Raw genomic sequence first — 24,239 nt, forward strand, 5'->3', positions numbered from 1 at the left:
ATGAAAGCTAAACTACTTTGGTTGGCATGTTTGCTGCCATTGGCCATGTCATGCTCCTCTGAAAAGGACGCGTTGATCAAAATACATACCCGACACGGTGACATTTATGCCGTTCTATACGACCAAACTCCAAAACACAAAGAAAACTTCATTAAGCTGGCCGAAGAGGGCAGATTTGACTCTACGGAATTCCAACGGGTCATCGACAACTTTATGATACAAGGAGGTGATGTTTTCACCAAAGAAGGACTTCCACAGGAGGAATGGTACACCATTCCGGCGGAATTCAACGAAGAGCTGATCCATGAGAAAGGAGCTATCGCCGCAGCTCGTCAAGGTGACAATATCAATCCCGAAAAGCGCTCCAGCGGATGCCAGTTTTATATTGTGGAAGGAAAAGTGTATTCCGAGTTGGAACTGACCACGGACATGAGAAGACTGCAGCAGCATTTCATGAAATACATCAGCGTGGAAAGCCGCAAAGAACTGGCCAATCGCTATGCTGAGCTTTACAACTTTGGAGACTTCAATGGGATGAACGAACTGATGCTCTCCAAAAAGGCAGAGATGGAGGATTTTTTCAATATCAACCTGGACAAAAAACTAAGTCCAAAACAAATCACCGCCTATACCACTGCGGGCGGCACTCCTCATCTGGATGAAGGATACACCGTTTTCGGCAAGGTCATCAAAGGCCTGGACATAATGGACAAAATTTCCTCGGAAAAAACCAACAGCATGGACAGGCCGCTGGATCCGGTGTACATTACCGTAGAGGTAGAAAAAATTTCGAAGAAAAAAATCACTAAAGAATACGGTTTTGAGTACCCAGAAAAATAACAAGCCCACCTTACTCATTACAGGAGCCAACGGGCTATTGGGCCAAAAACTGGTCAAAAGGCTTCTTGAAAAAGACACCTTCCACATTGTCGCCACAGGCAGGGGCAAATGCAGGCTTCCAGACACCTGGAAAGGTTTTTCCTATGCCTCCATGGACATCACCGATGAAAGGGATGTCCTGTCCGTTTTCAAACAATACTCCCCTGACATTGTTATTCATGGTGCTGCCATGACCAATGTAGACCAGTGCGAGACTGAAAAAGAGCATTGCTACCAGCAAAATGTCGCAGCGGTGCAACATATTGTCGCCGCTTGTGAACAGAAGGGAGCCTACCTCCTCCACGTCTCCACAGACTTTATTTTCGATGGGGAAAATGGTCCCTACACCGAAGAGGCCAAACCCAATCCGGTGAATTACTATGGGGAGACCAAATTGCAAGCAGAGAACACCCTCTTTTCCTCCAAGTTAAAGTGGGGGATTGCAAGAACAGTGCTCGTGTACGGTCTCTCGCATGACATGAGCCGCTCCAATATTGTGCTGTGGGTAAAAAATGCGCTGGAACAAGGGAAAGAGTTACAACTAGTGGACGATCAGCTCAGAACGCCTACATTGGCAGAAGACCTTGCCGAGGGCTGTATATTGATGGCCGAAAAGCAAGCAGAAGGCATTTTCAATATTTCAGGGGAAGAGCTACTGACCCCGTATGACATGGCCATTCAAACTGCGGAGTTCTTTAAATTGGACAAAACCAAGATCAACAAATCGGACTCTACCTCCTTTACACAACCGGCAAAAAGACCCTTAAAAACAGGTTTTATCATCCAAAAAGCCAAAGAGCAGTTAAATTATCACCCAAAAAGTTTTATGGACGGGATTGCTATTCTAGCAAAACAACTTAATTTAGCCAATTGAAAAAATCAAGCTTGTATCTGGAGAAATCCAATTTCTCTTCTTTTACTCATGAAACTCATCAGAAATAGTATCCTTTATTTATGTTATGAGCACACTATTCACAAGCGGAATATTGTGCTCATGAATGCATAATGCCCATTGAAGGGTGATGACTATACAGGGGTTAAGAGAGATTGGGATTTGATAACAAGTTTATAAAAATTAGACTCAAATATACAAATCAAACTTAAACACATTATGTATAGAAAACTTCTATCCTTCTTAATTTTTCTTTTACCACTCAGCCTCTTTGCTCAAGCCCCCTCGACCACTGAAGAATTAAGTTTTGGACAGCGAATAGACCAATCCTTTCAGCCAGTGGCTGACGCTTGGGAAAGCCTTGTTCTATACCCTATCAGCATCGGAGACTATAATATTCCCTTCATTTTGATCTTGCTGGTTTCAGGCGCCACATTTTTCACGGTATACTTTGGCTTGCCGGGCATCACCAAACTTCCACTTGCCATCAATACCGTTCGGGGCAAATACGACGATGTGGAAAAGACCTACAAAGATCCGGAGCACCCGGACGCAGTGGTGGACGAATCCAAAGAAGGTGAAGTGAGCCACTTTCAGGCATTGGCTACGGCGGTTTCAGGTACCGTAGGCCTTGGCAATATTGCCGGGGTGGCCGTGGCCATAGCCATTGGGGGACCCGGTGCTACTTTTTGGATGATCGTATGCGGCATCCTAGGCATGAGCACCAAATTTGTCGAATGTACCCTCGGCGTGAAGTATCGGGATGTGGAAAATGACGGAACGGTACATGGTGGGCCCATGTATTATCTTTCCAGAGGCCTTGGCCACGACCTCAACAAAGGCCGCTTAGGACAGTTTCTAGGAGGGCTTTTTGCAATACTTTGTGTAGGCGCTTCCTTTGGAGGAGGAAATGCCTTTCAGTCCAACCAAGCGGCCTCCCAGCTATCCAATCTTCTCGGCATCAACTTCCAGACCAACGGATTTTGGATCGGAGTATGCCTGGCCTTTTTGGTAGCCATAGTAATCATCGGCGGTATCAAAAGAATCGCCACCATCACCGAAAAAATTGTCCCTTTTATGGCAGGCGTCTATGTTTTAGCCTCTCTGATCATTCTGGGAGCCCATTATGACTATATTGACGATGCTTTTGGCCTTATCATCGAAGGTGCCTTTACCCCTCTGGCCGGACTGGGCGGTATGGTAGGAGTGCTGATCGTAGGCTTCCAAAGAGCAGCCTTCTCAAACGAAGCCGGCGCGGGTTCAGCAGCCATTGCCCACTCCGCTGTAAAGACCAAATTCCCTGCCAGTGAAGGGGTAGTTGCCCTTTTGGAACCGATGATTGATACGGTAATAGTATGTACCATGACGGCACTGGTGATCATCTTCTTTAATATCGACGGAGGACTGGGCAATATGGAAAGCATCTTCAAATACGGAGGAGATGGAAATGGAAACGTAATTCTCAAGGAAGGGGGAGCTTCCCTAGGTGGTGTTGAACTGACTACCATGGCCTATGATGCCGCTATACCCCACTTCTCCTACGTGTTGACAGTAGCCATTATCATGTTTGCCTTCTCCACCATGATCTCATGGTCCTATTACGGGCTACAATCCTGGAAATATTTGTTCGGAAGAAGCAAGGCCGCTGACCTTACTTACAAAATTTTATTTATCGCCTTTATTATTATTGGAGCTTCCACCACACTAAACGCTGTGGTGAAATTTTCCGATGCCATGATCCTGGCCTTGGTTTTCCCCAATATGATAGGGCTATTCTTCTTGTTCCCTAAGGTCAAAAGTGAACTCAAAAAATTTACAACAGCGATAAAAAGATCATAATCGATTTTGGAAACAAGTGCCTCCTACCCTTGCCAGTTCTGGCAGGATATTTGGAGCGAATTTGTTATCCAAGATTTAAACACTAAAAGCTATCACAGATGAAAAAATTATTGCTTGTTTTAATTGCCTTTTTGGCGATCGGCAGCTCTTTGCATGCTCAGGACTTTTCCATCGGTCCCAAACTAGGTGTTTCCCAAGGTAACATACAGGTCAATAACGGGGAATATGAAAGCGGAAACAGTAAGCTGGGCTACCATGTGGGGGCCTTCGTAAGAATGGGTGGCAATTCCTTCTTTGTTCAGCCAGAGGTACTTTATGTAAATACAGGGGGGGAAATCACCAAAACCGACGGCCCTGATGAACAAAAGTTTGAAGCTTCTTTTAACCGTCTGGATGTGCCTGTGATGCTAGGGTTCAAACTAGCTAATGTTTTGAGGATTCAAGGTGGGCCTGTAGGAAGTTTTTTGATCAATTCAGATTATGAAGAAAGCTTTCTGATTTTCCAGTCAGAACCGGATTACAAAAAAGCAACCTTGGGATTCCAAGCCGGCTTAGGGGTGGACATCGCTAATATGATCATCGACCTGAAGTATGAAGGATCACTCAGCAAGCAGGCGGAAAGTGTCGCAGGATTTGATACAGACCAACGACAAAATCAACTGATCCTATCTCTGGGGATCAGGCTTTTCTAAAGATTATAGAGAAAAATAGCGGTGAAATTCACCGCTATTTTCATTTTATACCATCCAGGCTTTCTCTGGGCTTGTCTTTCATCTTTTTGTAAGCAGAGGGTGTCATACCCACTATTTTTTTGAACTGATTGGAAAGATGCTGCACACTGCTATAGCCCAGCTTCCAGGCTATTTCACTCAGCTGCAATTCATGATTGAACAGCAGCTCCTTGGTTTTTTCCAGCTTCAGGCTGATAAAGTACCTCTCTATGGTAATGCCCTCCGAGGTGCTAAACAAATGGCTTAACCTACTGTAATCTTCAGGAACGGCTTCTTTGATATGATCTGATAGGTTTAAGGATGAAGGGATCTCCTCCATTTCCAGCAGACTGTGTAAGCTGTTTTTGATCCTTTCCACAGTCTGTACCTCCTTTCCTTTCAGCAATTCAAATCCCAAAGGCAAAAGAGCAGCCTCTAGGACACTTTCCTGCTCCTTGGAAACCGGGGTCTTGGTGGTGACTTTTCCCAACTGCACCTTCTGGAAAGGAATGTCGTTGTCCTTAAAAACCTTTTCCACCGCCATTATACAGCGTGGGCAAACCATATTTTTGATCAATATATCGGGCATACCCCTTAAACTCTACTTTTCACTGGTAAGTTCTATTATTTTTGTAAGACTCCAGCCAATTTTGGAAAAACACAATTCTTTTGAGCACCTTTGCATTACCACAAACTTAATTTAATTTGCTTCTATCCAGCCAAGCCAACGCTATGAAAAAAGTCTCTTCAGCAATGATCTTTGACCGCAAAAAACTCAGCGATCAACAGCTTCTGGACTTTTATGAATCCCTACTGTTGCCCAGAAGGATTGAGGAGAAAATGCTGGTTTTACTTCGGCAGGGAAAGATCTCTAAATGGTTCAGCGGATGGGGCCAGGAAGCGATATCCATAGCTGCTGTGAAGGCCATGCACAAAGACGAATTCCTGCTGCCCGTGCACCGCAATCTAGGAGTATTTACCGGAAGGAATGTCCCTTTGGCAAAGCTCTTCGCACAGTTTCAGGGAAAAGAATCCGGATTCACCAAAGGCAGGGACCGGTCTTTTCATTTTGGGACATTGGAGCACCACATTGTTGGGATGATCTCTCATTTGGGCCCACAAATGGCCATAGCCGATGGAATAGCCTTGGCCCATCAGCTCAAGGGAGAAAAAAAAGCCACCTTGGTATTCTCCGGTGACGGGGCAAGTTCTGAGGGAGATTTCCATGAGGCGCTGAATGTGGCTGCGGTTTGGCAGCTGCCCGTTATTTTTGTCATCGAGCACAATGGCTATGGCCTTTCCACAACCAGCGAGGAGCAGTTTCGCTTCAAACAGTTTACCGATAAAGGCCCTGGCTACGGAATGGAAGCGGTAAAGGTGGATGGCAATAACATCCTGGAGATGTATCATTGCCTTTCCTCCATCGCGGAAAAGATCCGAGAATCACCCAGGCCCTTTTTGGTAGAGGCGATTACCTACCGAATGCGGGGCCATGAAGAAGCCTCCGGCACCCACTATGTCCCCGAAGAATATTTCGAAGAGGGACGGACAAAAGATCCTGTCCATAACTACGAAGTCTTTTTAGAAGCCTCCGGCATCCTTTCCCCTTCCCTGAAAAGCACGATCAATGCCCGGATCAAATCAGCCATTGACCATGCTATCGAAACGGCATTCAATGAAAAGGGCCCGACGGCCAGTACCCCTAAGGAACTTGGAGACATCTATGCTCCCCACCGCTCCAAATCCACTATTCCCACAGCCTGCAGGACTGAAAAGCTAAGGATGGTGGATGCCATTAAAGAAGGGCTTTGGCAATGTATGGATCGGTTCCCTGAACTTGTTTTGATGGGGCAAGATATAGGCAACTACGGCGGGGTTTTTAAAATCACCGATGGATTCCTGAAAAACTTCGGGGAAGCAAGAGTCCGAAACACCCCGCTCTGTGAAAGCGCCATTATCGGAACGGCTTTGGGGCTCAGCATTCAGGGCTTCAAAACCATGGTGGAAATGCAGTTTGCCGACTTTGTGAGCTGTGGTTTTAACCAAATAGTGAACAACCTGGCCAAAATCCATTATCGCTGGGGGCAAAACGCCGATGTGGTCATCCGGATGCCCACTGGGGCCGGGGTAGGGGCCGGGCCTTTTCACTCCCAGTCAAACGAGGCCTGGTTTTTCCACACTCCGGGACTAAAAATAGTCTACCCCAGCAGCCCTGTGGCTGCCAAAGGCTTGTTGGCCGCAGCAATTGAAGACCCCAACCCCTGCCTGTTTTTTGAACATAAAGCCCTGTACAGGTCAATTTCAGAAGAAGTACCCGTAGACTATTACACCGAGGAAATCGGCAAGGCCAAACTGGTCCATAAAGGCTCCCATGCCAGCATCATCACTTATGGCGCAGGTGTCCACTGGGCGATGGCCACTATTAAAGAAGCAAATATCGATGCGGATATCCTCGACCTTCAAACCCTTCTTCCCTGGGACAAAGAGGCTGTCCTTGAAACGGTTAAAAAGACAAACAAAGTCATTATCCTGCACGAGGCCACACTTACTGGAGGAATTGGAGCTGAAATAGCGGCATGGATCAGTGAAAACTGCTTTGAACACTTAGATGCTCCCGTAATGCGGGAAGCTAGCCTGGATACCCCCGTCCCCTTTTCTGGAGCATTGGAAGAAAACTTTCTACCCAAGTCCCGCTTCAAGAAAAAGCTGCAGCAGCTGTTGGACTATTAGCATTCTAAAAAAAACAGAGGCTGTCTGAAACAGACAGCCTCGCGCCCAAACCTATGCTAAACTGGGCTACTAGAAGTAGATGTACTTCTTTCTCCCTTGGGCATCCTTGATGCGTACAGTAAGCCCTTCCACTTTTCTGTCGACGACTTTATAATTCCTCTCAAAGCCTTCTGTGACATCGACATTGTCCGTTGCCACCTTTTTGTTGTTTTCATCGAAAATATCCACCCGGATTCCAGGTTCTTCGATGCCCAACACCATTAGGTTAATGGTATTATTGTCTTTGATTTTTCCGTAGGCTACGATGGGCCGCTCGTAGGTTACTGCCTTGGATTTCGTCTCCACATTATAGGTGGCAGTTTCATCCCGGGTCTTGATACGTACCGCATAATCCCCTTCCGGCAAGTCGGATAGGTTATATGGGATGTTCATCGCTTTTTTGACATTGTATTTGTTTCGGGCCAGGACCTTACCCTCTTCATCAAAAATCAAAACCACGGCTTTCCCGACCGGTTCCTTAAAACTTACGTTGATTCTTTCATCATTGGTCTCTACACTGGTAAGTGCCAGTAAACTTTTTCTATCAGGGACTTCATTTGCTTTGGCAAGAAATACCATTCCAAGTACTAAAGCGGATGCTAATAATGCTTTCATGACGGTGCTTGTTTATTGATCTTTGTTTTTTTTTGTTTGCGCTAAGCGGTATTAGCAATAAGACCAATTGTGTACCATTTGGACATCCCCCTATTCCTATGAGGCCCTTTTGCCCCAGCTAATGGTTATCAAATGCCCCATAATGAAGAAATCCGTTTTTTTGGCACCAAGCACCAAGGCGAAAAACTGTATCAAAACAATATAACTGTCCGCATAACTGATCGGAAATAATACAGGTTTCCCACCATTCACCGTCCAAGAGCTTGGGAGGATGATGATGTCAGTTAGAACAAACTATTTTTTTTCTTTTTTTCCCTTTCCAATAAAAAAATAAATCTACCAACTGCCCATGGCGGAGACTGTTCTATATCGGACATTACACTGTACTATTCCGACACAAAAATCATGAGTTTTTTTAAGGGCAATAAAAAAGGCGCTTTGATCAGATCAAAGCGCCTTTTTCCAATTTAGTATGGTAATTACAGAGCAGAGACATATTCTCCGTCACCTGCTTCATTTCTTACTTCGAATACAAGTCCTTCCAAAGAAGCTACTTTTTCAAACTTGAATACTCTACCGAATTTGTTCCCTTCAAAGCTATCTTCGAAAATCACACTTCCTTGATCCATGATTCTAACGTACTTTTTGGTCTCGTCAGTAGACTTTACCAGAAAAGCGATGTTCTTATCGTCAAGTACTTTTACTTTGGTAAAGAAATCAGCGCTCTCTCTTTTTTGCCCTACAAACAGATTCTTGTCCTGAATGGTACCTTCTTCTGGCGTAAACACTTCAAATTGGTATTCCCCATCAGCCAAAGCAGAAAGGTCATACTTCTTGGCAAATAGCTTGTCGCTTGAAATAATATCTTTGAAAATCACGGATTTGTTCTCGTCTTTGATTCTTAACAGTACTTTGCTGTTGGGAACTGCCAAAAACTTCAGTTCAATCTTTTTGTCTCCAACTTTTTCAAGTTTCACTGTTTTTTCATCCAGGCCAGTTCCTGTTTTAGCGAATGCACTTACTGAAATACAGAACGCTACTAGAGTTGCAATAATTAATCTCATGATTAGAAATGTTAATAGGTTTTAGATTGTTTTTACAAACCTCCGGACACTTGTAGTATTGGCATCCGTATTTTCTTGAGGCTAATTATTTTGGGCGGGTAATTGATCTTCGATCACACTACAAATGTAACAACACGGCTATGTAATTACAAATACCACAACGATAATTATCAATAATTAACAATACCATAATAATCATTGAATTTTTTAATTATTTCGAATTTCAACCATTCAACTAATTTCTAAAAAGCCAACTTACTCTTTACAAAACATTTGACTAAAAAAAACCTACAAAACAGAATATTATACCTAAAAATAAATTTTCGTTTTTTGATTATTTAATTAAATTCTGGAATCATGGACAAATAAACACCAACAACAAAAAGGGCTGCCCCTGTAAGGACAGCCTCTGTAAATCATGTTGGTTTTAGTTCTTAAAGAGCAGAAAGATACCTTGCATCACCTTTTTCGGCCTTCACCTCAAAGACTAAATCTTCCAAAGATGTTACCTTGATGAATTTAAATAACTTTCCATAGGATTTTCCCTCAAAAGAATCCTCAAAGATCACATGTCCGTTATCCATGACACGAATGTACTTTTTGGCATCCCCATCTGCTTTTATCAAAAGGGCTACTCGCTCTCCGTCCAACATTTTTACTTTAGTAAAGTAGTTGGAACCTGCAGTTTTCTTTTCACCCAATGACAGGCTGAAGTTTTCTGCGCCCTGCTCTTTGGTAAAGACTTCAAACTTGTAATCTCCTTCAGCCAAAGCAGCCAGGTCATAGTTCTTTTTGAACTCCTTTTCTGTTTTGATGATTTCTTTGAAAATAACACTGCTGTTGGCATCCTTGATCCTCACCAATACTTTTCCATGTGGTTCGGCCATAAACTTCAGCTGCACTTTCTTGTCCCCGATTTTTTCGAGGACCACCGTTTCTTTCTTTTCTTTTTCCTTCTCTAGGTCCGAATGACCTGCAGTGTGGGCTGTAGCAGTCAATGTCGTGCATAGCGCCATTAGTGTTGCAATAATTAATCTCATGGTTTTAAAATTTTAAGGGTTAACAAATAACACTTTCAAACCTCCCGGTATCGTTGGGTATCAACCGGTTATTTTTTGAGGCTAATTATTTTGGGCAGGTACTTTGACTTTTTAATCACGTGATTGTAATTCAAACGTAAAAAAAGAAATCAATAATTACAAATACATCAACACTGTTTATATTTTATTAACGATTCGATAAAACAAACAATATTTTAATGAAAATTTCATTTTCATCAATCCGAAACCGTTTGCAATCAAAAAAGAAGGCAGACATATTGATCATGCCTGCCTTCTTTTTGCATTATTCCAAATTTTCTTTCTTTGAAAAAACCATTTTATACCCGAAAAAAAATTTCAATTTTTAATTTTTACTTTATAAAAGACATTATACTCCCGCTCAATTTCGGGGTTCATATTATCATTAATATATAAAAAACCCTCTTCATCACTGAAGTCCAATCCCCCATGAACCGGCAATTGGTCGATCACCCCCTCCTGCTTGCCCTTGTTGACGACAATATGGTAAGCCTTCCTATACTGTTCCGAGGCTGCTTTAAACTCAGGCAAATTATAATATTGCTCACTCTTGGCCCTTAACTCCCTCAACACCTCTTTGGGAATTCTGGTTGAAAAACTGATGAGGTACCCCTCTCCAAGCACATTGAGATCTGTAAATAAAGGATAATCCTCCAACCAACGCTCCGCACTTAAATCTGCATCCGGAGCCTTCTCGGGCCGAAACCTGTGCTCCAGTTTTATGGAATCTTTCAAAACAGGGGTATCCCCCGAATAATCATAGACAAAAAGTTGGTTACCGACGGTCGGTAAAATGGCCATTTCTTTGTTTTTCCGATTGATGGCCGCCAAAGGAAAGGCCTTTCCGACGTACCTGCCTGCCCTGCGAGGTTCCCACTCCGCCGGGTACGTGACAAGCCGCTCACTTTTAGATGAGGCCAGCTCTAAATTGAAAATAGTTTTGGCCGAATCATAAAAATCGGCCCCCAGCTCCTCGGGAGAAACGGCTTTGTGGTCAAACATATTGATCTCCTCTCCCAATATATAGGCTTTGCCATTTTTTACATAGGGATGAAATCCAGTCCGTGAAGGGTTGATGGTAATCGAAAAGATATCCTCAAACAAAGCGGGGAGCTTTTTCAACCTTCTCCCCTGGTAGTCAAAAACAAAATATCCCTTCATCAGATTCTGCGCGACCCAGGCCGTATCGTTCAACAACCTATAACCTACCCCATAATTTCCAATTCCGTCAGGCCCATCATGCAGAATATCGAATTCCTGAATGACGGTCCCCTTTTCATCCACCAATAACGGCTGACGTGTTTTACTGTTTCTTAGCATAAAATAACCCAGTTCAGCCATATGGTCATCCATATACAAAGGTTCCAGTTCGTCTATTACCAAGGAATCCACTACTTCCAGTTCCAGTTTAGCGGTCGGACCTGTTTCTCTTTGCTTGTCAGCTCCCTTACCACAACTTGCCAAGGCAAAAACAGCCAAAACAAAGGAAAAACAGCTGGTCTTAGAATTATTCATGATGATGAAATTTATATTTCGAGTGCTGGTAGCAAATCAATTGCCACTTATAAAATCAAGCCACCGAAAATAACTAAAATAATTTTTAGTTATTAACCTATTTTATTAGTTTTATTAGAAACCAGATACAATTACCGGAAGTTCTGTTACACGGGAGGCGCAGCAGCTGCCCCCTAAACAGTCCGTAAGCAGGCGCAGGACTTCAAAATTTCGTTATGGTAATATTCATCCGAAAAGTTTTCGCTCTTTTCGCCAAAAAAACATGATGTCAGAAAGTATCCTAGTCCAGTATCATTTAAAAAGTACGCTTTGATATTCATGGCATGACTTTGAGTCATGCCATGAATATCAAAAAACTAGTTTATATAAAACACTTTAGATCAAAGCCAATAATGATAAGATATTCATTTTTCATATTCACTTGCATATTAATGACTTCCTGCAATCCTAAGCCTTCCGGCAATCAGACCGCACTTTCTCTATCAGAAACAAAGGAACAGCCTTCCGAAGAACTAAACATCACTAAGACCCTACCCTTGGAAACCACTGCAGAAAACCTGATGGGACAAAGGCTGAGGATCAGACAAACTGACTCTCTGCTATTTGTTTGGGATGAGGAAAGCAAACAAAAACCCATTTACGTCTTTGATCAGTCAGGCCGTTACCTAAGAAAAGCGGCCGAAAGAGGGGATGGACCGGACAAATTTCCTTCCATTGATGATTTCTTTGCCAAGCCCAATGGGGAGCTGGAAATCCTTTCCACCCTTGGGAACACCTCGACGGTTTACCGCATAGAGGGATTGATGGAAAAAGTAAAACTGTTTGAAACCGACTATATCGCCAGTTCGTTTACCAAGCTCCCCAACAAAGAATACCTGCTTTATGGCAGCTATAATCTCCCTCTAACCGAAAATAGGATGGTAAAACTATCCCCTTCGGGAAAAATCACCGCCCAATACCTGCCCAACCAGTACTCGGGGGAACTACTTCCCATGTCAGAAAGAAACTTCTTCTGTTCGGATAACAAACTCTTTTTAATCGAGTCCTTTAACAATCAGGTCTATCGTTTTGAAGAGGATTCCCTTTCCGTGGCTCTTGAGGTGGACTTTGGTGCCTTTTCTATTCCTCCCTCCTTTTGGACCAGCAATATCATGGAAAGTTTCCCAAAGCTCAATGAAAATGGATTTGCCAACATTGTAGGAGTGTTCGGCGGTAATAAAACCATCCTTATGGAATGCATGCTGCAGGGGAGCAATGGTGTCCAGAAACAGCTTCTTTTCTACAACCATGAAAAGCAATCAGCCTTTAAGGTACCTGTAGATTCCGAAAGCAGCCCCTTCTTCTTTCCCATTGGTATGGATAAATCAGGCCGGGCTCTTTTTGTCACCTACCGACAGGTGCTGGAGGATTATTTGAAAGAGAAGAAAAGCACTACCTCTATCGAACTTCCAAAAAGTGACTATGATTACCCAGTCATTATTACCGTTGAACCCTAACCAATAAAAGCATGAGACCATTATTTTTTCCATTCCTTCTGATTTTCCTTATCCCTTTCAGCTCCTGCAAAAAAGAGCAGCCACTGATCTTACCTCAGGATTTGGAGGTCATCTATCCAAAGGGGGACAGCACCAAGATTTGTTTTGACTGTGAATCGCAGGTGGTCATCTATTTTAACCATGACAAGCTTGGCTTACATATATTTTCTGAGACTTTTGGTTGGAGGGATACAAAGGAAAGATACCCTGAGGTTCCTTTTATCATCTACATTGGTGGAGAAAAGAAAGAAAAACCCACCGATAAGCTGCGGAAAATGGACTTTCCGTTCCCGGTTATCCTTGACCCGGGCCACTCCTTCCTCCACTTTAACCAACTGGATCCGGCTGTATCCAACAACAGACTGATTCCATACTTGGTTAAAAACCAAAAAGTAATCGGGACAGCTGAAATAGGGCTAAAAGAATACTTCCGAAAACAGCTAGATACTTTTTTAAAAAAGTAAGTTTAAATCTTGAGTCCCAGGAAGCAAATGATTCATGGCATGACTTTGAGTCATGCCATGAATATGTGCGAATAAACATGGTAAGCCTCCCTTTAATCTAAGAACCGACTCCTCACACCTTCATGATGGCATCAAAAAAGTCATTGACATCCTCTGGCTTTTTCAGTAAAAGTAGCGGTATCTGATAATCATAGGAGATTAACTTTTCGGCCACACTGCCCAATAATAGGACAGAAGCCTCTGTCTGCCCCTTGGAGCCCATCACAATAAGGCTGGCATCCTGTCGCTGGGCAAAGTCAAAAATGATTTTCGCGATATTTTCATGATGTTTGGGCTCAAAATGCATCTCTATATCCAAGTCATCCAGATGCCTGCTTTCCTGATACTTCACCCAGTTTTCCTTCTCATTTTCCACCATTATTTCGGCAAACTCCTCAAAGGTCTTCCCTATTTTGTAATAACCTGTGGGGACATTGACCACTTTTAGGCCAATGATTTTCAGACCGGGAACGTTCGCCGAAAACTCCCTCACCACCTCAAGAATAGCATCTGTACGTCGTGAAAAATCGACGGGAACCAAAATCCTTTTGCTGGGCAATAGCTCCTTTTGTCCGGGGGTCACAAACAAAATGGAACAGCGGCTTTTGCGGGCCAGCTTTTCCATCACAATGCCCGTCCCTTTATGGGGCTCTTTCTTTCCTGCCACGATCAACTCTATCAGTTTCACCTTTGACCAGTGCAAAAGCTGCTTCAAGGGGGCGCCTTCCAGCACTTCATACTCCACCTGGATATTCTTAAAACTGTCGGGATATTTACTCACCTCCTGCTTCATTTCATATTTGATGGTTTCATCATTGGGAAGCAGGAAATCCCCGTATTTCTTACGGATATCCTCCGGCAGTTCTAAATTATTGACCACATGAACAAAATAGATGATTTCCACACTGGGATGGATTTTTACATAATTGCTGACATAAGCGATTACATTGTTATCCATCTCGCTAAGATCCAAGCCGACCAATATTCTCGTAAAAAAGCTCATAAACGTTATTTGTTAGTCAATGTTTACAATCTATAAATCACCTGACAAAATATTCCATTATAAAATCCGCCCACCTAGTTCTAACCAAAGCAATGCGTCATAGAATTTTGGATTTCAGGCAATTAAGAAGGACTTTCGCCCTCTCATTAATATAATAATTTTTTCCCTTTACTTCATCGCCCTCCCGTATAATTATAAGCCTTTCATTTGTCTTCCCCCTCCTCTTCTTTCCCTTTTTCCTGTCCCTTTAGATCATCCAGGTTGGTTCTGTCCCAAAAAGGCACCTTAGTTTTGAAGGCGGCCCTGGCCACAATATGGGAGGTCAGGGGCGATATCAAAAAAATGAAGAGGAATATGGCCATCAGCTCCACAAAAATGACCAATTGGTTATAATACAAGCCTGTCCCCAACAGGATCAGCCCCAAGCCCAAAATGGCGGCCTTGGTACTTGCGGAGTTTCTGATATAAAAATCGGGAAACCTAACCAAGCCAATGGCAGCCAACAACATAAAGACTACCCCCATCAATATAAAAACCACACTAAAGATCTCTTTTATTCCCATAGCTTACTTTTTTCTTTTTTCCAGCAGATAGTTGGCAAAGATCATAGTCCCAAGAAAGGTAACCAAAGACAGCACCAAAGCCACTTCCAAGGTAGCGTCCACACCGGAAACGATCGAATAGAGTGCTAAAATCCCGATTAGCATAGAGGACAGCAAATCCAGCGAAATGATCCGGTCGGGCAAAGACGGCCCCTTTAAAAACCGGACCATGGTCAGCATCAAGGCTACAAACATGAGGGCAATTGCCACGGACAGTAATATGAAATAAATACTCATCGAGTCAGGTTCAATATCCTTCTTTCAAAACCATGTTTTAGCTTCTCCTTGTACTTTGGGATGTCCCCGTGCCAGATATAGGTCTCGTGGATATACAGCAGTTTCCTATCCCTTGAAATGTCCAGGGAAAGTGATCCTGGGGTAAGTGTAATAAAATTGGCCAATAAGGTAATTTCCCAATCTGTCTTCACTTCCATGGGGTAGGCGATGACCCCGGGCATCATTTTATGAGAGGGCGTCAGCGCGTCATAGGCAACCTTCAGTGAGGCCAGCCATAGCTCCTTCAAATAGTAAAAGAACAGCCCTATAGCCATCGGGACTTTCCTAAAGTGCCTTCTATTATAAAAAGCCGACAGCAGCCAAAGCAGGGTATAATAGCCCCAAAACATCCCCAAAGTCATATAAGTCTTTTGGGGCAGACCGGGGAGCACCTCCAAGGTAAAATAGGCCAAAAACACTGCTGCGACGATATTAAAGATATACACCATATTCATTCTAGTTTTAAAACCGCATTTATATAGGCTTCCGGATTGATCAACTGTTCGGATGCCCGACCCGCCAACTCCAATAATCCAGCAGGAAAAATCCCTATGCCCAGTGTAATCAAAGCCAAGATCATGACAGGAATGATCATCAGGTAATGCTTCAAAAAGAATACCCTCCAAAAAGAGGAGGTGGAATTGACTTGATCCTCCCATTTTTTATCTCCTTTACCCAGAAATACTGCCGCCCAGATTTTGGTCATGGAAAACAAGGTCAGCAGCCCCACCAAGAGACTGATGGCTACGATCACTTCCCTTTCGCTTTCCAAGCCTGCCTTGGCCAAAATAAATTTAGCCCAGAAGCCCGACAGGGGCGGAATACCGGCCAGTGAGAAGGCTGCCACCACAAACAGTAAGGCTATGATAGGAAAGTGATCATAGATACCACCGCTCAGGCTCAAGCGAAAACTGCCACTGATCTTTTTGGTTACCCCACTGATCAAAAACAGGTTGGCCTTCACGATAATATGATGAATAATATAAAAAATAGAACCGGTAAGCGCAAGAGGGGTAAAAATGGCCAGTCCCATGATCATGTACCCGATTTGACTGATAATGTGAAAGGAGAGAATTTTCCTAAAGTCGTTGTGGGCGATGGCCCCCAGGACTCCCACCACCATAGTAAGACCGGCAATCCAGAGCAACAGGACATGGGTAAACGCCATATCATTGATAAAGATCAATGAAAAAAAACGAATAATGGCATATACGCCCACTTTGGTAAGCAATCCGGCCATCAATCCCGAAATGGTCAGGGGTTGGGTATGGTAGGATGCCGGCAACCAAAAAAACAAGGGGAAGACCGCCGCTTTGATCCCAAAGCTGACAATAAAAAACAGCGCTGACAATGTGACCATTCCTGAATGATGCCCCTGACGGACAATTTGCGCCAGCTCTGCCATGTTTAAGGTACCGAAAACGCGGTAAACCAAGCCCAGGCCTGCCAAAAAGAAGCAGGAAGCGATAAAGTTGAGCACTACATATTTAACAGCCCCTTCAAGCTGGGCCCGGGTACTGCCCAAAGACATCAGCACAAAAGAGGACACCAGCATCACTTCAAACCAAACATACAGATTGAAAACATCGCCGGTAAGAAAAGTCCCCGTTATCCCGAACATCATGAACAGGATGACAGGATAGAACCCCTTTGCTTTTCTCGCCCGGTCCACCTCTTCAAGTCCATAAATGATGCAGACCAAGAATATCACCGCCGTCACCAGCACCATCAGGGCACTGAACATATCAGCCACCAAAGTAATCCCAAAGGGAGCCGGCCAATTTCCCGCTTGTACGGTCTGTATACCATCTTGATAAATCCCATAGGTCAACCAAGCTGAAGCAGCCAAAAAAAGCACATTTCCTGAAAGCGCCAGCAGCTTTTGGACCTGTGGCTTTGCCCAAAACAGCATGCAAAGCAGGGCAAAAATTACGGGGATCAATATAGGGAAAATTAAAATCAATGCTCTGGCTCTTTTTGGGGTTGGGGTTCGATTATTTCATCTGTTATCTGCAGTTCATCGATATCGTCTTTCTTCACTACCTGATAGACTTTTTTCAGCAAGACCACCACAAACATCTGTACGCCAATGCTGATGACTATCGCCGTCAGGGCCAATGCCTGGGGAAGAGGATCAGCCAGTTGCTCCAGATAGGCTTTTCCCTCCTCTTTGATCAAAGGAGGTGAATTTTCGGTCGTCCCGCTGATGACAAAAAGAAAATAAGTGCTCGCATAACTTAAAATGATCACTCCTAAAATCAGTTTGAAAAAATTCCTGTTGAGCAAAAGGTAAATACTTGAAGCAAACAATACCCCAATAAGCACCGCCACCACTATATTCATCGTCCCTTCCTTTCTGCAAACAAAAACGTTGCTTTTAGGGCAAATCCAGCGACCACCAAGAAAACGCCCAGATCAAATAAAATCGGTGTACCTATTTTACTTAGGATCTTCACCTCAAAGTCTGGCCATTGGGCAGCAAGAAAGGGCTGCCCCCTCATTAAAGAAAACATCCCGCTGAACACCGCTAATAACAATCCTATCGTGGCCAGAAAAAAAGGCTTCAACTTGTACACGGCCACGGTTTTCTCCGGGGAAAAGGCAATTGCATGGATCATCAGAGGCACCACGGAGATCAGTCCAGCTATAAAACCACCGCCGGGCTGATTGTGCCCCCTAAAAAACATGTACAGTGCGAACACCATAAACAGGGGAACTAAGGGCTTCAGCAAGGTTTCCAATACTAATGTTTTCATCGTCACTAAGGTTTTACTGATTTTTCTCTTAACAGGGATATAATCCCCAACATGGCAATGACCAGAACAGAAATCTCCCCTAATGTATCCAGGGCCCTGAAATCCACTAATATCACATTGACCGCATTGGCCCCTTTGCCTTCCAGCAGGCTGTTGGAAAGGAAATATTCCTTCAGCTTGGAAGATTTCTCCACTCCCATACCCAGCAAAGTGACCAGGGTCATCAACAAGCCAAAAAGAACCGAAACGACCAGATAAATGCCTTTGATCCTGAGCTTACTGGTATCCAATCCCGGCAACCTAGAGGCTATTAATATCAATAAAATCAAGCCCAAAGATTCTGCCAAAAACTGGGTAATGGCCACATCGGGCGCACTGTAGATGGTATAGCTCAGCGCTATTGAATAGCCGATAATCCCGATGGCCGCTATCACCATAAGCTGGGATTTTGACCTAAAGATAAAAACAAGCGTGCTGACGATCAGGAGTAAAATCAGCAGCTTGTTATTGAATAAATCCTTGAATTCCAAGGAAATCCCCACTTCATAAAACAAGCCCGATTGGTAAACATAATAGCCCACCAAAAGGATAAAGGCGGCAACAAACACCGCGATATAATTCCTGAGATAACCGTTCTGAACCCATTGAGTCTGCAAATAGGCCCATTTTTGCAATAGGAAAATACTTTTTCGGTACCCTTTCGCAGGGAGCCCCTCCAAAAAGGCAAAAACCTTTGATAAAACTTCTGTCCTTACTTCCCTACCCTTATAGAGGACAAATCCCGCCAACACAGTCCCCAGACTAAGCCATACCACCTTATTGAAGCCGTGCCAAAGACTGAGGTCCCAATCACTTGCCTCCCCAATAGTCCCCGCCAGCGCTGATTCAAAAAGTCCTTTCATGGCCCAGGCTGGAAAAATCCCGAAGAAGAGGCCTCCCAGTCCAAGGGCCAACGGAGGAATCACCATCCATCTAGAAGGGTCTGTAACGGGAATTTTCTTTTCTTCGGGAGAATGGTGAACAAAAATCCCAAAAAAAACTTTGATAGCCACCGCCACAAAAAAAACATTGGCCAGAAAGACCGCTACCGTCAGCATAACCATGAACATCTCCGCTTCCATGGCGGCTTTATACACCATCTCCTTTCCCAAGAAACCTAAAAAAGGGACGAGCCCAATCATGGAGGCACAGGCCAAGCCTGCAGCAATGGCCGTGAAGGGCATGCTGGTTTTTATAGCCTCCAGCTTCCCCAGGCTCCTTGTACCACTTTGTTGGTCCATAATCCCGGCCATCAGAAATAAGCCTCCCTTATAAAAGGCATGGCCAAAAAGGTAAAACAACGCCGCCTTCAGGGCATGTTCTGAACCAATCCCCACCATCAAAACAAACAATCCCAAAGCACTGATGGTGGTATATGCCAAAATCCGCTTCAGATCATCCGACCTTATGGCCTCCACCGCCCCCAGCACCATGGTGACTGCTCCCGTCGCCATCAGCAGGCCCATCCAAAGGGGAGAATGGGAAAACACCGGATTTAGCCGAAACAGCAAATAAATACCTGCCTTGACCATCGTGGATGAATGCAGGTAAGCACTTACCGGAGTCGGAGCCTCCATCGCATTGGGCAACCAAAAGTGAAAGGGAAACTGGGCGGATTTGGTAACGATTCCCAATAATACCAATACCACAATGGCCGGCAAAAAAGAGGAATTCAGTACCAGGTCTTTTTGTCCCAACAGGTCCTGAATACCATAACTATCACCAGCCATTCCCATCAGGACAAATCCTGCCAGCATGGCCAGGCCCCCAAGGCCGGTTACCAATAGCCCCTGTCTCGCCGCATACCTTGAACGCTCCCGATAATGGTAAAAACCGATCAACAGATAAGAACTGAAACTTGTCAACTCCCAAAAAACAAAAAGGCTGATCAAATTATCCGATAAGACCAGCCCCAGCATTGCCCCCATAAACAAGATCAGGTAGGCATAAAACCTACCGATAAACTGTTCCCCCTTCAGGTAAGAATAAGAATAGATGACAATTAAAATCCCAAAAGAAATGATCAGTAAGGCAAAAAAAAGGCTGAGCCCATCCACCCAAAAGCTCATGGACACCCCGATACTGGGTGCCCATTCGTACTGAAACGCCAGACCTTCTTTTTGGACAACGACATCGATCAACTTGAGAAAATATACCAGAACCGCCATCAGTGCCGTCACCAAAACAGTTATCCCGACCCTACGGTATCTTCCGATCAGTGGGGATAAAAAAGCAACGAGAAAAATAAAGACGAAAACTTCCAGCATCATTCCATCATTTAATTCACGGCACCCATTCTCATCAGATAGGGCCAAATCTCTTCATAAATACTGTTCCTAAAAGAAAAAGCAAAATCCTGGTTCAGCTACCCAACCTAATGTGATTAATATACAAAAACGCTCTAGAAAATAAAACCGTCAATGTTTGATGGTTTCATACTGTTCAGGATTTGTGATTCATGCTGTCCTCATGCTGTTCAGGATTTGCAATCCTGAACCAACCATCTAAAAACCATTGAACTCCTGTTGTCCCGTCGGCTGCGCCGCGGGACTTCTAAAACTGAGCCTAAGGCTCCACTTTCGCTGTGCAGGGGCGTAGCCCTCTGCACAACCCACAACCCACAGACACATTAGACTTAAGAGGAACCACAAAGGGCACTGGGTTTTCACAGAGCTCTCTAAGCTTTTTGGTAAAAATTTAATCTTTGAAGCCTTTGTTCTTTTGTCTAGCGTCTGGTGTCTAGCGTCTTTTATCTTGATACTTCGTACTAGCTACTTGCTACTCTCTTTCTTCCACAAAAACACCGGTAGCGCCCAAAACACCCCCACCATACTGAACACCAGCCCGCCTATGGTCCCAATGGCCAGAGAAAACCAGAACACCTCATTCTGTCCTTCCATAACAAAAGGAATCAAGCCGAAGCAGGTAGACAAAACAGTCAACAGAATAGGAATCGCCTTTCCTGCTACCGACTTCAACACATTGCGGTTGTAAAGTCCATTTCCCCTGTTGTTCAGGTCATTGACAATAAAGATGGCTGCATTGACTGCCAGGCCACCCAGCATCACAAAGGCAGCATAGCCTCCCTGGTCAAAGTAAAAGTCAAAGACGGAGAAAATCAGAAACAGTCCAATAAAGGCAATCGGGATCACGGCTATGATGTAGAAAGGTTGCTTGAGGTTTTCAAACAGGATCCCGCAGATAAAAAAGATCGCCAATATCAACACCAGTAATAAGGTATATTGCCGTTTGTTCTTGTCGTAATTCCAATAGTAAGAGGAAGTTGCTGCCGAATAGCCTATAGGCATGCTCGTCCTCATTTCTTCCAGTACTTCCTCCAGGTATTCATTCCCGAATTTTCTGGACCCCATATATTCAAAAGCCACCCTGCGGATATATTGCCGGTCTTCCTTGTGCAGGGAATTTACAGTGGTTTCCTTTTGGAGGCTGCCCAAACCGGACACTTTAAACAACCTGTTGCCACCACCGATCAAGGTGGTATGTTCCAGGTCAAAACGGGAAAAATCTTCAGCGCCTTCTTCCCGCACCACTACCCCGTAACTTTTGTCCTTGAGCGCTACAGACAAACCCGCCCCTGTTGGTTTAGCCAGGTCCTGAAGGGCACTGATCACCTCATATTGATTGGTCCGCTGCAGTGCCATTTGCTCTTGGTCAAAACGCAGGACAAATTCCTCGGAGCTTTTTTCATTATAGCCCATCCTTTCATTGGTATTTACCTCTTGGATTCGCTTGTGTTTGAGCAGCTTTTTGGCCAGGACCTCTGACTGCCTTTCCAGTTCGTCAAAGTTATAGCCTTTCATCATCACCGTAAAGGAGGGAATCCCATCCCCTCCCGGCCCGGCATGAAATCCCTGCCCCACGCCGTAAATCGACCAATTGGCCCCGCTCCAATCCGTTGCCTTGACCGAAAGCCGGCCTTTCAACTGATAGGGCAAGGCTGAATTTTCATAAGCTTCCTTAAAGGTGATGGCAATGGAAGCATGTTGGCCGGAAGACACATTGCTGACAAACTTGTCCACTCCTTCCACTCCTTTTAGGAATTCCTCAAACTCCCGGATGATAAAATCCATCTGGTCCAGGGTATTGCCAAAAGGCAGGCGCAAATTCACGTAAAGCCTGGTCTGGCTGGCTTCCCTGTAGCCTGACTTCTCAAACACTCCACGGACAAACATCCGCAAAGAACCTCCCAGAGCCTTGTCCACATAGGGCCGGACATCCTCCTGGTAAAGGGTACTGCCGATCACCTTATTGTACCATTCCTGTCCTTCCCATTTGGCCGGCAGGTAAAACACCGGCAGACCAAATAGCAGTACCAGCAGGGTGACAAAAGTTTTTCTGTACCTGGCAGTAAAGCCGATCCCCTGGCGGTACCTTCCAAACCAACGTACCCTGCTGCGCAGCTTTTTGACGGACAGACTTCTACCTGACCTTGCTTTTTCTTCAAACAACAGCTGGTACATGGCCGGGGTAAACAACAGGGCCACCAAGAGGGATACGGCCAGCATCACCGCTACCACCACGGCAAAATCGGTCAGGTTGCGCTGATCATCCTCTGGCAGCAAGAATACCATCAATAGGGCCGCAATGGTGGTCAGTGAAGCGGCCAACAGGGCCAGAAAGGCCTTACGGTTGCGGTGCTTGTGCAGGTGGTCGATCATGATAATGGCATTATCCACGATCAGCCCAAAGGAAATGGTCAACCCGGCAATGCTGTACAGGTGCAGATGAGTGCCCAAGGAATAGAGAATAATCCCTGTCACACTCAGGTTCACCAGGATCCCCAGAAACAAAACGCTCAGGTAACGCCAGTTACGGTTGATCAAAAAGATAAAGACCACCAAAATCAGCAGGGACAGCCCTGACCTTTTGTAGATTTTGTGCAGTTCCTTGGACAGGTATTCGGTATCATCCTGCTCCAGGCGCACATCATATCCCCTGGGCAGCAGTTCCGAGGCCTCCGTCATTGCTTGCTTAAGCTTCTGCGCCAACACCACCTTATTGACACCAGGGCGACTGGTAATGCTCATGGTCACCGAGTTGTTGCCGTTGATACGGTAATATTGGCTGGGCTCGGCTTCCTCCAGGGTAAGTTGGGCAATGTCCCTGAGGTAAATATCCTTGCCCGCCTTGGTGGTGATGCGGAGGTTTTCCAACTGCTCCCGATCGGTCAGTGACCTGTCCACCTGGATAAATAGCGACTCACCCTGATGGTTCAGGGCCATCCCCGGATAGCTGCTGCCAATGGCACTGCGCAGCATGCCAGTCAACATGCCCCGGTTGACCCCATAAGCCTGCATTTTCTGGATGTCGTAGGTCACATACAGCTGCAGCTCATTGGCTCCATAAACCTGGATTTCCTCCACTTCATCAAAGCGGTTTAGGACGGACTTCAGCACGTCTTCCGTGACCTTTTTGATCTCAAATGGGGCAAAAGGAGCATTGACACTATATTGAAGTATAGGGGGCTCATTATTGCTTTGGGAAGACTGGTAGATCAGTGGATAACTTACCGTAGGGTCCAGAGAAGGGTACACCTGCCTGACCAGGGAGGCCACTTCAAATTTCTTGAACTCCATGTCCGTATGCTTATCGAATCGCAGGGTGACCGAACCGCCATTGTACCGGGAGACGGATTCTATTTTCTTCAAATCGGCCAACTGGCTAAAAAGCCCTTCCAAAGGAGCCGTTCCCAGTTTCTCCACCAATTCAGGCGAAGCATCCCGCACCCCAAAAGAAACCCTCAGCACCGGCTGCTTTTCCCTGGGGTTCAGCTCCACGGTCAGCCTGGGCACCAAGGCAAAGCCGATGATGGCCAGGACAAAAAACGATATGACTATTCTGAATGGACTCAATTTTTAGATATTAGACTTTAGTATTAAGTATTGAGTATTGAGTAGTGAGTATTGAGTAGTGAGTATTGAACGGTTGTCGCGACAGCTGTGCTACGCCACGGCGCACAGGCGCGGGACTCCTAAAGCAGAGCTTTCAGCTCATTACAACTGAGCCACAGGCTCAATTTTCATGGTGCCAGGGCGCAGCCCATGGCACAACGAACTCTATTTTCTCAAGACTCAATACTTTGTACTTTATACTAGCTACTTTGATCTTTATTCTTTGCTCTTTATTCTTTTTTCTACTAACT

General features: G+C 44.8%; 21 protein-coding genes. 7 read left to right on the forward strand and 14 right to left on the reverse strand.

The window, feature by feature from the left end; translation table 11 throughout:
* The 4 genes from ACYVAA_RS10720 to ACYVAA_RS10735 all read left to right on the forward strand — a co-directional run bounded on the left by ACYVAA_RS10720 (position 1) and on the right by ACYVAA_RS10735 (position 4,302).
* The gene (locus ACYVAA_RS10720) at positions 1-840 is read left to right on the forward strand and encodes a peptidylprolyl isomerase (protein ID WP_460541414.1); all 840 of its coding nucleotides are present in this window, start codon (positions 1-3) and stop codon (positions 838-840) included.
* Entirely contained in the window at positions 821-1,753 is a 933-nt protein-coding gene (locus ACYVAA_RS10725) for an SDR family oxidoreductase (protein ID WP_460541417.1), read from the forward strand. The genes ACYVAA_RS10720 and ACYVAA_RS10725 overlap by 20 nt, the downstream gene beginning before the upstream one ends.
* 237 nt (positions 1,754-1,990) lie before the next feature.
* Positions 1,991-3,610 (forward strand): alanine/glycine:cation symporter family protein, encoded by a 1,620-nt coding sequence (locus ACYVAA_RS10730; RefSeq protein ID WP_460541419.1) that lies wholly within the window; start codon positions 1,991-1,993, stop codon positions 3,608-3,610.
* 98 nt (positions 3,611-3,708) lie between these two features.
* Entirely contained in the window at positions 3,709-4,302 is a 594-nt protein-coding gene (locus ACYVAA_RS10735) for a porin family protein (RefSeq protein WP_460541421.1), read from the forward strand.
* Between the two features lie 40 nt (positions 4,303-4,342).
* Here the strand turns inward: ACYVAA_RS10735 and ACYVAA_RS10740 are convergent, their stop codons facing one another.
* Entirely contained in the window at positions 4,343-4,909 is a 567-nt protein-coding gene (locus ACYVAA_RS10740; protein WP_460541423.1) for a helix-turn-helix domain-containing protein, read from the reverse strand.
* 143 nt (positions 4,910-5,052) lie between these two features.
* Here ACYVAA_RS10740 and ACYVAA_RS10745 point away from each other — a divergent pair, with 143 nt between their 5' ends.
* Positions 5,053-7,050 (forward strand): alpha-ketoacid dehydrogenase subunit alpha/beta, encoded by a 1,998-nt coding sequence (locus ACYVAA_RS10745; protein WP_460541425.1) that lies wholly within the window; start codon positions 5,053-5,055, stop codon positions 7,048-7,050.
* 69 nt (positions 7,051-7,119) lie between these two features.
* On the opposite strand, the gene ACYVAA_RS10750 is transcribed toward ACYVAA_RS10745, so the two are convergent.
* From ACYVAA_RS10750 to ACYVAA_RS10765, 4 genes are all read right to left on the reverse strand, one after another.
* Positions 7,120-7,704 (reverse strand): DUF3244 domain-containing protein, encoded by a 585-nt coding sequence (locus tag ACYVAA_RS10750; RefSeq protein WP_460541428.1) that lies wholly within the window; start codon positions 7,702-7,704, stop codon positions 7,120-7,122.
* Between the two features lie 479 nt (positions 7,705-8,183).
* Entirely contained in the window at positions 8,184-8,768 is a 585-nt protein-coding gene (locus ACYVAA_RS10755) for a hypothetical protein (protein WP_460541431.1), read from the reverse strand.
* A 434-nt stretch (positions 8,769-9,202) separates the two neighbouring features.
* A complete protein-coding gene (locus tag ACYVAA_RS10760; protein WP_460541433.1) occupies positions 9,203-9,808 on the reverse strand; it encodes a hypothetical protein in 606 nt (201 codons plus the stop codon).
* A 357-nt stretch (positions 9,809-10,165) separates the two neighbouring features.
* Positions 10,166-11,362, reverse strand: a complete 1,197-nt coding sequence (locus ACYVAA_RS10765) for a hypothetical protein (protein ID WP_460541435.1) — start codon at positions 11,360-11,362, stop codon at positions 10,166-10,168.
* Positions 11,363-11,793: 431 nt separating this feature from the next.
* Between ACYVAA_RS10765 and ACYVAA_RS10770 the strand changes: the two genes are divergently transcribed.
* Together ACYVAA_RS10770 and ACYVAA_RS10775 are read left to right on the forward strand one after the other, a co-directional pair.
* Positions 11,794-12,858 carry a 6-bladed beta-propeller gene (locus tag ACYVAA_RS10770; RefSeq protein WP_460541437.1) on the forward strand — a complete coding sequence of 355 codons (1,065 nt, stop codon included), beginning with the start codon at positions 11,794-11,796 and terminating at the stop codon, positions 12,856-12,858.
* Between the two features lie 11 nt (positions 12,859-12,869).
* Positions 12,870-13,361 carry a hypothetical protein gene (locus ACYVAA_RS10775; RefSeq protein ID WP_460541439.1) on the forward strand — a complete coding sequence of 164 codons (492 nt, stop codon included), beginning with the start codon at positions 12,870-12,872 and terminating at the stop codon, positions 13,359-13,361.
* Between the two features lie 112 nt (positions 13,362-13,473).
* Here ACYVAA_RS10775 and ACYVAA_RS10780 read toward each other — a convergent pair whose 3' ends face one another.
* The 9 genes from ACYVAA_RS10780 to ACYVAA_RS10820 form a co-directional block, all read right to left on the reverse strand.
* Positions 13,474-14,403: a universal stress protein gene (locus ACYVAA_RS10780; RefSeq protein WP_460541441.1), complete on the reverse strand. Its 930-nt coding sequence runs from the start codon at positions 14,401-14,403 to the stop codon at positions 13,474-13,476.
* A 203-nt stretch (positions 14,404-14,606) separates the two neighbouring features.
* On the reverse strand, positions 14,607-14,966 hold the full coding sequence (gene mnhG, locus ACYVAA_RS10785; RefSeq protein WP_460541443.1) for a cation:proton antiporter: 360 nt from the start codon (positions 14,964-14,966) through the stop codon (positions 14,607-14,609).
* A gap of 3 nt (positions 14,967-14,969) precedes the next feature.
* Complete coding sequence (locus tag ACYVAA_RS10790; RefSeq protein ID WP_460541445.1) at positions 14,970-15,242, reverse strand: monovalent cation/H+ antiporter complex subunit F; 273 nt, start codon at positions 15,240-15,242, stop codon at positions 14,970-14,972.
* Entirely contained in the window at positions 15,239-15,730 is a 492-nt protein-coding gene (locus ACYVAA_RS10795) for a Na+/H+ antiporter subunit E (RefSeq protein WP_460541447.1), read from the reverse strand. The genes ACYVAA_RS10790 and ACYVAA_RS10795 overlap by 4 nt, the downstream gene beginning before the upstream one ends.
* A gap of 2 nt (positions 15,731-15,732) precedes the next feature.
* Positions 15,733-17,223 carry a proton-conducting transporter transmembrane domain-containing protein gene (locus ACYVAA_RS10800; protein ID WP_460541449.1) on the reverse strand — a complete coding sequence of 497 codons (1,491 nt, stop codon included), beginning with the start codon at positions 17,221-17,223 and terminating at the stop codon, positions 15,733-15,735.
* A gap of 17 nt (positions 17,224-17,240) precedes the next feature.
* Complete coding sequence (locus ACYVAA_RS10805; protein WP_460541451.1) at positions 17,241-17,624, reverse strand: NADH-ubiquinone oxidoreductase chain 4L; 384 nt, start codon at positions 17,622-17,624, stop codon at positions 17,241-17,243.
* Entirely contained in the window at positions 17,621-18,037 is a 417-nt protein-coding gene (locus tag ACYVAA_RS10810) for an MnhB domain-containing protein (RefSeq protein WP_460541453.1), read from the reverse strand. Before ACYVAA_RS10810 ends, ACYVAA_RS10805 begins: the two co-directional genes overlap by 4 nt.
* 5 nt (positions 18,038-18,042) lie before the next feature.
* A complete protein-coding gene (mbhE, locus tag ACYVAA_RS10815) occupies positions 18,043-20,346 on the reverse strand; it encodes a hydrogen gas-evolving membrane-bound hydrogenase subunit E (RefSeq protein ID WP_460541455.1) in 2,304 nt (767 codons plus the stop codon).
* A gap of 501 nt (positions 20,347-20,847) precedes the next feature.
* Positions 20,848-23,949 carry an efflux RND transporter permease subunit gene (locus ACYVAA_RS10820; protein WP_460541457.1) on the reverse strand — a complete coding sequence of 1,034 codons (3,102 nt, stop codon included), beginning with the start codon at positions 23,947-23,949 and terminating at the stop codon, positions 20,848-20,850.
* Positions 23,950-24,239: the final 290 nt, after the last annotated feature.

The sequence above is a fragment of the Echinicola sediminis genome, assembly GCF_054777495.1.

Excerpts from the sequence above, each read along its gene's own strand:
- mbhE (WP_460541455.1), bottom strand. The coding sequence starts at position 20,346 with ATGATGCTGGAAGTTTTCGTCTTTATTTTTCTCGTTGCTTTTTTATCC.
- ACYVAA_RS10735 (WP_460541421.1), top strand. The coding sequence starts at position 3,709 with ATGAAAAAATTATTGCTTGTTTTAATTGCCTTTTTGGCGATCGGCAGC.
- ACYVAA_RS10720 (WP_460541414.1), top strand. The coding sequence starts at position 1 with ATGAAAGCTAAACTACTTTGGTTGGCATGTTTGCTGCCATTGGCCATG.
- ACYVAA_RS10730 (WP_460541419.1), top strand. The coding sequence starts at position 1,991 with ATGTATAGAAAACTTCTATCCTTCTTAATTTTTCTTTTACCACTCAGC.
- ACYVAA_RS10740 (WP_460541423.1), bottom strand. The coding sequence starts at position 4,909 with ATGCCCGATATATTGATCAAAAATATGGTTTGCCCACGCTGTATAATG.
- ACYVAA_RS10755 (WP_460541431.1), bottom strand. The coding sequence starts at position 8,768 with ATGAGATTAATTATTGCAACTCTAGTAGCGTTCTGTATTTCAGTAAGT.
- ACYVAA_RS10795 (WP_460541447.1), bottom strand. The coding sequence starts at position 15,730 with ATGGTGTATATCTTTAATATCGTCGCAGCAGTGTTTTTGGCCTATTTT.
- ACYVAA_RS10750 (WP_460541428.1), bottom strand. The coding sequence starts at position 7,704 with ATGAAAGCATTATTAGCATCCGCTTTAGTACTTGGAATGGTATTTCTT.
- ACYVAA_RS10810 (WP_460541453.1), bottom strand. The coding sequence starts at position 18,037 with ATGAAAACATTAGTATTGGAAACCTTGCTGAAGCCCTTAGTTCCCCTG.
- ACYVAA_RS10805 (WP_460541451.1), bottom strand. The coding sequence starts at position 17,624 with ATGAATATAGTGGTGGCGGTGCTTATTGGGGTATTGTTTGCTTCAAGT.
- ACYVAA_RS10775 (WP_460541439.1), top strand. The coding sequence starts at position 12,870 with ATGAGACCATTATTTTTTCCATTCCTTCTGATTTTCCTTATCCCTTTC.
- ACYVAA_RS10745 (WP_460541425.1), top strand. The coding sequence starts at position 5,053 with ATGAAAAAAGTCTCTTCAGCAATGATCTTTGACCGCAAAAAACTCAGC.
- mnhG (WP_460541443.1), bottom strand. The coding sequence starts at position 14,966 with ATGGGAATAAAAGAGATCTTTAGTGTGGTTTTTATATTGATGGGGGTA.
- ACYVAA_RS10765 (WP_460541435.1), bottom strand. The coding sequence starts at position 11,362 with ATGAATAATTCTAAGACCAGCTGTTTTTCCTTTGTTTTGGCTGTTTTT.
- ACYVAA_RS10780 (WP_460541441.1), bottom strand. The coding sequence starts at position 14,403 with ATGAGCTTTTTTACGAGAATATTGGTCGGCTTGGATCTTAGCGAGATG.
- ACYVAA_RS10770 (WP_460541437.1), top strand. The coding sequence starts at position 11,794 with ATGACTTCCTGCAATCCTAAGCCTTCCGGCAATCAGACCGCACTTTCT.
- ACYVAA_RS10790 (WP_460541445.1), bottom strand. The coding sequence starts at position 15,242 with ATGAGTATTTATTTCATATTACTGTCCGTGGCAATTGCCCTCATGTTT.
- ACYVAA_RS10760 (WP_460541433.1), bottom strand. The coding sequence starts at position 9,808 with ATGAGATTAATTATTGCAACACTAATGGCGCTATGCACGACATTGACT.